Below are 8,780 nucleotides of genomic sequence, written 5' to 3'. Positions count from 1 at the left end.
GCGACGCGTCGGCCGGCGCTGTCATTCGGCGCCGGCGACGTGGAGGACGCGAGTCTGGCCGTCGAACAGGGCCCGGAACGGCTCCGGCACAGGCTGATCGGTGAAGACGTGCGGGTGGTCGCCGAGGTGGCCGCCCCGCACCGTTGCGTTGCGCCCGAACTTGCTGTGGTCGACCACGAGCAGCGCGGTGCGGCAGTTGGCGGCGATCGCCTGCCGCGCTTCGACCTCGCCAGCGTAGAAGTCGAGCAGCGAGCCATCGTCATCGACGCCGCCGACGCCGAAGATGCCGACATCCGCCTTGAAACGTGAGAAGAAGCTGACGGCGGCATCCCCGATGATGTCGCGGTCGTGCCGGCGCAGCGTGCCGCCGGCCATGGTGATGTCCAGTTCCGCGTTGCGGGCGAACGCCGATGCCGCGTTGAGGCTGTTGGTGATGACATGCACCCCCTTGCGGTGGCTGAGAGCCAGCGCCACGCATTCCGGCGTCGTGCCCAGTCCGATCATCACCGATGCGCCGTCGGGCACGAAGCCCGCCGCAGCCCTGGCAATGCGGCGCTTGGCCTCGAGGTTGAGGACCTGCCGGCTCTCATAGGCGACATTCTGGTTCGGGACCGGCAGGCCGACGCCGCCATGAATGCGCCGCAGCAGGCCCTCGTCGCACAGCCGGTTCACGATGCGGCGGATGGTCTGCTGGGTGACGTCGAAGCGGGCGGCCAACTGCTCGATGGACGCAAAGCCCTGTTCGCGCACGCGTTCCAGGATCCAGGCCTGTCGTTCGTTGTCGGCGATTCTCGGCATCGGGTCGCGCTCGGGTGGGGCCTTGCCCGGGGGAGGGCGAGGCCGACTTTATATTTTCATTCGAACATTAGATATGTTCATATGAATGTTACAGGGAGATGATATCTGGCCGTCGCCGGAGGGGGCCGGGGCGTGAAATTCGCCTCGGGAAGCCGCCGGCGCAGCGCGCAAATCCTTGCCGTTGCCGATCACACTCACAGGGGACGTCGCGGCGACGGACTGAGGACCACGCGGTATCCGCCGAAGGCGGATCGCCGGTATCCAGCCAAGGCCGGGTTGATCATGTCTGCAATTTCGCTCGATCACATCGTCAAAGGCTTCGGTGCCATGCGTGCCGTCGATGACGTGTCGCTGACCGCCGACGAGGGAACGCTGCTGGTGCTGCTGGGGCCATCGGGCTGCGGCAAGTCTACGTCCTTGCGGTTGATCGCCGGGCTCGAACAGCCTGATGGCGGGCGTGTGTTGATCGGCGGCGCCGACGTGACGGGCCAGTCGCCGGCCCAGCGCCGCATCGCCATGGTGTTCCAGTCCTATGCACTGTTTCCCCATCTCACCGTGGCGGAGAACATCGTGTTCGGCCTGCGCGTGCGTGGCGTCGCCCGCGGCGAGCGCGATGCGCGGCTGAAGCGCGTCGCCGATATCGTCGGGCTCGCCCATCTGCTCGAGCGCAAGCCGGCGCAGTTGTCCGGCGGCCAGCGCCAGCGCGTCGCGCTGGGACGGGCCATCATCGCCGAGGCGCGGGTCTGCCTGATGGATGAGCCGCTGTCCAACCTCGACGCCAAATTGCGCCACGAGATGCGCACCGAGATCCGCGCGCTGCAGCAGCGTCTCGGCATGACCATGGTCTATGTCACTCACGACCAGACCGAGGCCATGACCATGGCCGACCGGGTGGTGCTGATGCGCGACGGGCGCATCGAGCAGAATGGCTCGCCCGAAGAGCTCTATCGCCGGCCGGCGACCGCCTTCACCGCACGCTTCATCGGCACGCCGCCGATGAATCTGATCGCGAAGGGCGAGGCGCTGATCGGTGTCCGTCCCGAGCATGTCCGGATCGTTGGTCAGGGTGGCCGTCCCGCGCGTGTCGGCAGCGTCGAGCATCTCGGCGCCGACAGCATCGTGCTGTGCGACGTCGATGGCCAGTCGGTTGCGGCACGGCAGGACGGCTTCAGCAAGGCTGCGCCAGGCGACGAGATTCGCCTCACCTGGCGCGCGGAAGACGAGCACGTTTTCGACAAGACCACCGGCCGGCGGCGTGAGGACGCTGCCGCGCTGAACCCATCTGCCGCCGGCTGAGCCGGCAGGATCAACAGGAGCACGCCATGAGACTTTTCCGAACCACGCTGCTGGCGGCCGCGGCCGCCACGGCCCTGGCCTTCGGCCCGCGCCCTGCGGCCGCCGTCGACCTCACCATGTACTATCCGGTGGCGGTCGGTGGCCCGGTGACCAAGATCATCGACGACATGGTCGCCCGGTTCGAGAAGGAGAACGCCGACATCAAGGTGACGGCGGTCTATGCCGGCAACTACACCGACACCATGACCAAGGCGATGACTGCGATGAAGGGCGGCCAGCCGCCGCAGCTGTCGGTGCTGCTGTCGACCGACGTGTTCACGCTGATGGACGAGAACGCCATCGTGCCGATGGACGATCTGGTCGCCGACAAGGACTGGTTCAAACAGTTCTATCCGGCGTTCATGGCCAACGGCCAGATCGGCGGCAAGACCTGGAGCATCCCGTTCCAGCGCTCGACCATTGTGCTGTACTGGAACAAGGACGCGTTCAAGGAAGCAGGCCTTGATCCGGAGAAGGCGCCGGCGTCCTGGGACGAGATGGAGCAGATGTCCAAGAAGCTGGTCAAGAAGGACGCATCGGGCAACGTCATCCGCTGGGGCGTCGAGATCCCGACCACTGGCTATGCCTACTGGATGCTGCAGGCGCTGGCGATCGAGAGCGGCCAGAAGCTGATGAACGAGGCCGGCAACGAGCTCCACCTCACCGCGCCGAAGACCGTTGCCGCGCTCAACTACTGGGTCGACCTGTCGCGCAAGGATGCGGTGATGCCGACCGGCAGCATCGACTGGGCGACGCTGCGCTCCGACTTCCTCGAAGGCAAGACCGCGATGATGTGGCACACCACGGGCAACCTGACCGCGGTGAAGGACGGCGCCAAGTTCAACTTCGGCGTCGCGATGCTGCCGGCCAAGGAGCGGCGGGGATCGCCGACCGGCGGCGGCAGCTTCTACGTCTTCAAGAACGCTTCGCCGGAGCAGCAGAAGGCTGCGGTCAAGTTCATCCAGTGGATGACCGCGCCGGAGCGCGCCGCCGAGTGGAGCATCAAGACCGGCTACGTTGCGGTGTCGCCGGCGGCTTACAAGACCCCCGCGATGGAAGCCTATGCCAAGGATTTTCCGGCCGCGACGGTGGCCCGTGACCAACTTGAGCATGCCGTGCCGGAACTGTCGGTGCACGAGAATGGCCGCATCTACAAGTTCGTCAACGATGCGGTGCAGGCCGCCGTCACCGGCTCGCAGAGCCCGCAGGATGCGCTGTCGTCGGCCCAGCAGCAGTCCGACCGCGTGCTGCGCGCCTACAAGTGAGGAGAACGGGCTGGGCGGCCGTCAGGTCGCCCGGTCCGGCCGTTCGCATGACGCAGACCGCAGCCGCCGCCGATCCGACCCGCCGCCCGCCGCGCTCGCTGGCGTGGTTGAACGCGGTTCATGCCTGGCTGCTGCTGTTGCCGGCGGCAGTCCTGCTGGTCGCCTTTACCCACTATCCTGTCCTCGCGACACTGCGGCACAGCTTTTTCATCGCCAGGCGCGGCGGCGGCGAGGTGTTCGTCGGGCTCGACAACTACCACGCCATGGTCGCCGATCCGATCTTCTGGAAGGCGCTGGTCAACAATCTCTGGTTCGCGCTCGGCACCATTCCCACTTCGATCGCGCTGGCGCTGGTGATGGCGCTGTGGGTCAACCGTAACATGCGCGGGCGCGGCTTCCTGCGGCTCGCCTATTTCACGCCGACCGTGCTGCCGATGATCGCGGTCGCCAACATCTGGCTGTTCTTCTACACACCCGACTACGGCCTGCTCGACCAGCTGCGCGGCCTGTTCGGCCTCGCCGGCTGGAACTGGCTCGGCGATCCCCGCACGGTGATGGGCTGCCTCATCGTGATGGTGATCTGGAAGGAAGCCGGCTTCTTCATGATCTTTTATCTCGCCGCCCTGCAGCAGCTGCCGCCGGACCTCGAGGAGGCCGCAGCCGTGGAAGGCGCCGGGCGATGGACCATCTTCCGCCGCATCACCTTTCCGCTGCTGATGCCGACCACGCTGTTCGTGGCGATCAACGCGGTGATCAACTCGTTCAAGCTGGTCGATCACCTCGTCATCATGACCAAGGGCGGGCCGAACAACGCCAGCTCGCTGCTGCTCTATTACATTTATGAAGTCGCCTTCACCTTCCAGGACCAGGCCTATGCCGCGACACTGACCGTGGTGCTGCTGGTGATCCTGAGCACGCTGGCGCTGCTGAAGTTCGGCTATCTCGACCGCAGGATCCATTATCAATGATCGGCCGCACCCATCCGCTCGAGGCGATCGCCGCCTGGCTGCTGGCGCTGCTGTGGCTGGCGCCGCTGGTCTATGCCTGCTGGAGTGCGCTGCATCCGGCTGCTTACGCCACCTCGTTCAGCCTGGCAGCGCCGTGGACGCTCGAGAACTTCGCGCGCGCGTGGCATCAGGCGCCGTTCGGCCGCTACTATCTCAACACCGTGATGCTGGTGGCGCTGGTGCTCGCAGGGCAGCTGGTGCTGTCGACGCTGGCGGCTTACGCGTTCGCGCGCTTCACCTTCAAGGGCAGCGGCATTGCCTTCGCGCTGGTGCTGCTGCAGCTCATGATCATGCCTGACGTGCTGATCGTGGAGAACTACCGCGCCGTCGGCGCGCTCGGGCTGCTCGACACGATCCCGGCGATCGCGTTGCCGTATCTCGCCAGTGCGTTTGCGATCTTCCTGCTGCGCCAGACCTTCAAGGGCGTCCCGCAGGAACTGGTCGAAGCTGCCCGCGTCGAGGGCGCCGGTGCGCTGCAGATCTTGTGGCGGGTCTACGTGCCGCTGGCGCGGCCGACCTACATCGCCTTTGCGTTGGTCTCGGTGAGCTATCACTGGAACAACTTCCTGTGGCCGCTGATCGTGACCAATTCGGTGGAGAGCCGGCCGCTGACGGTGGGGCTTGCGGTGTTCGGCGCGCCGGAGACCGGCGTCGACTGGTCGGTCATCAATGCCGCCACGGTCATGACCATGGCGCCGCTGCTGGTCGCGTTCCTGTTGTTCCAGCGGCAGTTCGTGCAATCCTTCATGCGTGCGGGAATACGCTGATGCGTCTGATCACCTGGAACATCCAGTGGGGCAAGGGATGCGACGGTGTGGTCGATCTCCATCGCATCGTCGCAACGGCAAGAGCGCTTGGTGACGCCGACGTCTATTGTTTCCAGGAGGTATCCGACGGCTTCAGCAAGCTGGACGGCGGTGTCGACCAGAGCGCGGCGCTTGCGGCGCTGCTGCCCGAGCATCGGCCGGTGTTCCGCCCGGCGGTCGAGGCGATCGATGCCGACGGCCGCGTCCGGCGGTTCGGCAACATGACGCTGTCGCGGCTGCCGGTGCTGCAGGTCGAGAACCACCTGCTGCCCTGGCCGCAGGCCGGCCATGGCCGCAGCATGCGCCGCGAAGCGCTGGCCGTGACGGTCGCCGCCGCCTTCGGTCCGCTGCGCGTCGTCAACACCCATCTCGAATTTCACTTCGCGGCGCAACGCGAGGCGCAGATCCTGCGCCTGCTCGACCTGCAGGAGGAGGCTTCCACCGGCCCGCGCGCGGCGACGTCCCGTCACGACGACCCCTATGTCTGCCAGACTCTGGCGGTTTCCAGCCTGCTGTGCGGCGACTTCAATTTCGACGTGTCTGATCCGCAGCACGCGCTGCTGCAAGGATCGATGCGGGGCGGTCTCAACTATCGCGACGCGTGGACGCTGCGCCATCCGCAGGGACCGCGGCCGCCGACCTGCGGCATCCATGACCGCGAGCTGTGGGATGGCCCCGATTGCCGCGATTTCATCTTCGTCACCGAGGATATTGCCAACCGCGTGGTCCGGATCGCGGTCGATGTGGAGACGGCCGCATCCGACCACCAGCCGGTGGTGATCGAGCTCGCTGATCACTGATCGCCGAGCGAGGGGCGGCGCCCCAACGCAACCTGCGGCGCCGGGTTTGCATGACGGCTGGTGATGGCTACCATGCCCTGCGGGCTGTTGCCCGCATGCGCGAAGGTCATTCCGAACCGACAGGTGGAGGCCATGCCGACCATCGATCCGCTGATTGCCGCAGGCGTAGTGGTTGCGACCGCCGCCACCGATGCGGTTTATGTGATGTTCACGTCCGCCGTGGTGGCGCGCAAACGTATGCCGGCCGCGACCTGGAGCAGCATCTGGTATCTGCTGTCGTCGTTCGCGGTGATCAGCTACACCGAGAACTGGGCCTATGTCGCCTTCGCGGCAGCTGGTTCCTGGATCGGCGCCTTCCTGTCCCTGACCTTCCTGCACAGGCCGCCCGGCGGGCCGCCGGTCGGGGCCGCACCCGAATAGGCTCGCCTCTCAGCGGGCGAACAGCGCGCGGTGGTCGCTGAGGATCGCGCGGGCGGCATTGTACCCCGGCGCGCCGGTGACGCCTCCGCCGGGATGAGCGCCGGCGCCGCAATGGTAGAGGCCTGGCAGCGGGCCGCGGTAGTCGGCGTGGCCCAGCATCGGCCGGGCGGAAAACAGCTGGTTCAGCGTCAGGGCGCCATGGAAAATGTCACCGCCGATCAGCCCGAAGTCGCGCTCGAGATCGAGCGGGGTCAGCACCTGGCGGGCGATGACGCTGCGCGCGAACCCGGGCGCATGACGGTCAACCGTCGCGATCATCAGGTCGGCGACCGCTTCGCGGTGTTCATCCCAGGATGTGCCGTCGGGAAGCTCCGGCGCGACATGCTGGCAGAACAGGCTCGCCACGTGGGCATTCTTGGGTGCCAGCGTCTCGTCGAGAGTGGAGGGGATCAGCATCTCGACCACCGGCTCGCGGCTCCAGCCATAGGCACGGGCGTCGAGATAGGCGCGGTCCATGTAGGCGAGGCCTGGTGCGATGATGATGCCGGCGGTGAGATGGTCGCCGCTGCCCGGCAGCACCTTGAATGACGGCAGCGCAGAGAGCGCGACGTTCATCCGGAACGTGCCGGAGCCACAGCGAAAGCGCTGCATGCGCCGCAGGAAATCCGTCGGCAGCGCATCCGCCGGCATCAGGCGGGTATACAGCAGTTTTGGATTGACGTTGGCGGCGACATAGCGCGCCCGGATCGTCTCGCCGCTGTCCAGCGCCACGCCCGTCGCGCGCCCGTTCTCAACGAGGACCTCGCGCACCGCGGCGTCGGTTTCGATCTCGGCACCATGGCTCCGTGCGGCGGCGGCGATCGCCTGGCTGATGGCGCCCATGCCGCCGATGGCATGGCCCCACACGCCTTTGCGGCCGTTCACTTCACCGAAGGCATGGTGCAGCATCACATAGGCTGAGCCGGCGGCATAGGGGCTGGCATAGTTGCCGACGATGGCGTCGAAGCCGTACAGCGCCTTGACCAGATCGCTCTCGAACCAATCGTCGAGCACGTCACCCGCCGAACGTGTGAACAGGTCGAGCAGCACGCGCTTCATCTCCAGCGACAATCCGCCGAGAATGCCGGCGCTGCCGAGCGCATTGAGCGTCTCACGGATCGCCGCGACGCCGAAGCCCTCGACCAGGTTGGGGGGCGCCCGCAGCACGAACTGGCGCAGCACGTCGGCGATTCCAGCGAGCTCGTCACCGAAGGCGTCGATCCGCCCGGCGTCGCGTGTACTCAGCCGTGCGACTGACTGGTGGGTGCGGCCGTCACCGGTCAGCAGGTAGCGGCCGTCCGGTGCAGGCAGGAAATTCTGGGCGCGGCGTTCGACGATGCGCAGGCCGTGGTGATGCAGCCGCAGGTCGGCGATGACTTGAGGATTGAGCAGGCTGACCGTGTAGGATGCCACCGAGTTGCGGAAGCCGGGATGGAATTCTTCGGTGACCGCAGCGCCACCGACCACCCTGCGGCGCTCGACGAGCTTGACCCGCAGGCCGTTCATCGCGCAATAGGCCGCGCAGGTGAGGCCATTGTGGCCGGCGCCGATGATGACGAGGTCGTAGTCCGGCATGGCGGAGCAGCCCTGATTCCGTGCGATCCGCTGCCGCACACGAATGCCCGATGCGGCAACCCTGCATCAATAATCTGCCATGGTGCCGGCGGCAATGGTCGAGGGGATCTGCCGGTCACGCCGTTCGAGACCGAGATGAACAGGATTTGAACGGCGGTTTCAGAACGGATTCAGTCGCGCGGCCTTATGGCTTCGCAGCGCGGTCGACACGGCGTCGATCGGATACGGAGGAGCATCCCATGGGACCGATTTTCAAGACCATGATCGTCACGGCGTCGTTGATCCTCGCCGGTACGTCGGCCTTTGCCGAGACCAACTGGGAGCGCAACCACCCGCGCCGGGAACAGGTCAATGATCGGCTGGAAAACCAGGGCCGTCGCATCAATCGCGAACTGCGGGAAGGTGAGATCTCGCCGCAGCAGGCGCGGCGCCTGCACCGCGAGGATCGCGCGATCCGGCAGGAGGAGCGCACGATGGCGCGGTTCGACGGCGGCCACATCACCCGGGCTGACCAGCAGGCGCTGAACCAGCAGGAAAATGCTGTGAGCCGACAGATCGGGCGCTGACGTCGTGCATGCGCCGATTGTTGAACCTTCAGCCCGATCCGGCGATGACCTTGCGACAGGCAGACCGCGCCTGACTGTCATCGATACGGGGCCGGCGTTGTCCGACCACACCGCGGGAGAGCTCCTGATGGCGCTGCTCGCGCGGCTGGTGGAAGGGCGCGACGTCCGC

General features: G+C 66.5%; 9 protein-coding genes. 7 read left to right on the top strand and 2 right to left on the bottom strand.

Features of this window, described 5'->3' with window-relative positions; genetic code table 11:
* Window positions 1–21 precede the first annotated feature (21 nt).
* A complete protein-coding gene (locus tag AB4Z37_RS01190; RefSeq protein ID WP_441514846.1) occupies window positions 22–798 on the bottom strand; it encodes a DeoR/GlpR family DNA-binding transcription regulator in 777 nt (258 codons plus the stop codon).
* Window positions 799–1,080: 282 nt separating this feature from the next.
* On the opposite strand from AB4Z37_RS01190, the gene AB4Z37_RS01185 reads away from it, so the two are divergent.
* The 6 genes from AB4Z37_RS01185 to AB4Z37_RS01160 all read left to right on the top strand — a co-directional run bounded on the left by AB4Z37_RS01185 (window position 1,081) and on the right by AB4Z37_RS01160 (window position 6,431).
* The gene (locus AB4Z37_RS01185) at window positions 1,081–2,094 is read left to right on the top strand and encodes an ABC transporter ATP-binding protein (protein WP_441514845.1); all 1,014 of its coding nucleotides are present in this window, start codon (window positions 1,081–1,083) and stop codon (window positions 2,092–2,094) included.
* A gap of 26 nt (window positions 2,095–2,120) precedes the next feature.
* The gene (locus AB4Z37_RS01180) at window positions 2,121–3,398 is read left to right on the top strand and encodes an ABC transporter substrate-binding protein (RefSeq protein ID WP_441514844.1); all 1,278 of its coding nucleotides are present in this window, start codon (window positions 2,121–2,123) and stop codon (window positions 3,396–3,398) included.
* A 47-nt stretch (window positions 3,399–3,445) separates the two neighbouring features.
* On the top strand, window positions 3,446–4,366 hold the full coding sequence (locus AB4Z37_RS01175; protein WP_441514843.1) for a carbohydrate ABC transporter permease: 921 nt from the start codon (window positions 3,446–3,448) through the stop codon (window positions 4,364–4,366).
* Window positions 4,363–5,172, top strand: coding sequence for a carbohydrate ABC transporter permease (locus AB4Z37_RS01170; protein WP_441514842.1), 810 nt, complete (start codon window positions 4,363–4,365; stop codon window positions 5,170–5,172). The genes AB4Z37_RS01175 and AB4Z37_RS01170 overlap by 4 nt, the downstream gene beginning before the upstream one ends.
* A complete protein-coding gene (locus AB4Z37_RS01165) occupies window positions 5,172–6,011 on the top strand; it encodes an endonuclease/exonuclease/phosphatase family protein (protein ID WP_441514841.1) in 840 nt (279 codons plus the stop codon). Before AB4Z37_RS01170 ends, AB4Z37_RS01165 begins: the two co-directional genes overlap by 1 nt.
* Before the next feature lie 132 nt (window positions 6,012–6,143).
* Window positions 6,144–6,431: a hypothetical protein gene (locus tag AB4Z37_RS01160; RefSeq protein ID WP_441514840.1), complete on the top strand. Its 288-nt coding sequence runs from the start codon at window positions 6,144–6,146 to the stop codon at window positions 6,429–6,431.
* A gap of 9 nt (window positions 6,432–6,440) precedes the next feature.
* Here the strand turns inward: AB4Z37_RS01160 and AB4Z37_RS01155 are convergent, their stop codons facing one another.
* Complete coding sequence (locus AB4Z37_RS01155) at window positions 6,441–8,045, bottom strand: phytoene desaturase family protein (RefSeq protein WP_441514839.1); 1,605 nt, start codon at window positions 8,043–8,045, stop codon at window positions 6,441–6,443.
* Window positions 8,046–8,284: 239 nt separating this feature from the next.
* Here AB4Z37_RS01155 and AB4Z37_RS01150 point away from each other — a divergent pair, with 239 nt between their 5' ends.
* A complete protein-coding gene (locus tag AB4Z37_RS01150; RefSeq protein ID WP_441514838.1) occupies window positions 8,285–8,611 on the top strand; it encodes a hypothetical protein in 327 nt (108 codons plus the stop codon).
* Window positions 8,612–8,780: the final 169 nt, after the last annotated feature.

The organism is Bradyrhizobium sp. 2TAF24 (assembly GCF_052115025.1).
Classification (GTDB): domain Bacteria; phylum Pseudomonadota; class Alphaproteobacteria; order Rhizobiales; family Xanthobacteraceae; genus Bradyrhizobium_A.
Note: the sequence above shows the minus strand (reverse complement) of the source record. Positions and strands in the feature narration are given on the sequence as shown.

What these genes read in the sequence shown, in the direction of transcription:
- AB4Z37_RS01190 (WP_441514846.1), bottom strand. Translation starts at nt 798, where the DNA reads ATGCCGAGAATCGCCGACAACGAACGACAGGCCTGGATCCTGGAACGC.
- AB4Z37_RS01185 (WP_441514845.1), top strand. Translation starts at nt 1,081, where the DNA reads ATGTCTGCAATTTCGCTCGATCACATCGTCAAAGGCTTCGGTGCCATG.
- AB4Z37_RS01180 (WP_441514844.1), top strand. Translation starts at nt 2,121, where the DNA reads ATGAGACTTTTCCGAACCACGCTGCTGGCGGCCGCGGCCGCCACGGCC.
- AB4Z37_RS01175 (WP_441514843.1), top strand. Translation starts at nt 3,446, where the DNA reads ATGACGCAGACCGCAGCCGCCGCCGATCCGACCCGCCGCCCGCCGCGC.
- AB4Z37_RS01170 (WP_441514842.1), top strand. Translation starts at nt 4,363, where the DNA reads ATGATCGGCCGCACCCATCCGCTCGAGGCGATCGCCGCCTGGCTGCTG.
- AB4Z37_RS01165 (WP_441514841.1), top strand. Translation starts at nt 5,172, where the DNA reads ATGCGTCTGATCACCTGGAACATCCAGTGGGGCAAGGGATGCGACGGT.
- AB4Z37_RS01160 (WP_441514840.1), top strand. Translation starts at nt 6,144, where the DNA reads ATGCCGACCATCGATCCGCTGATTGCCGCAGGCGTAGTGGTTGCGACC.
- AB4Z37_RS01155 (WP_441514839.1), bottom strand. Translation starts at nt 8,045, where the DNA reads ATGCCGGACTACGACCTCGTCATCATCGGCGCCGGCCACAATGGCCTC.
- AB4Z37_RS01150 (WP_441514838.1), top strand. Translation starts at nt 8,285, where the DNA reads ATGGGACCGATTTTCAAGACCATGATCGTCACGGCGTCGTTGATCCTC.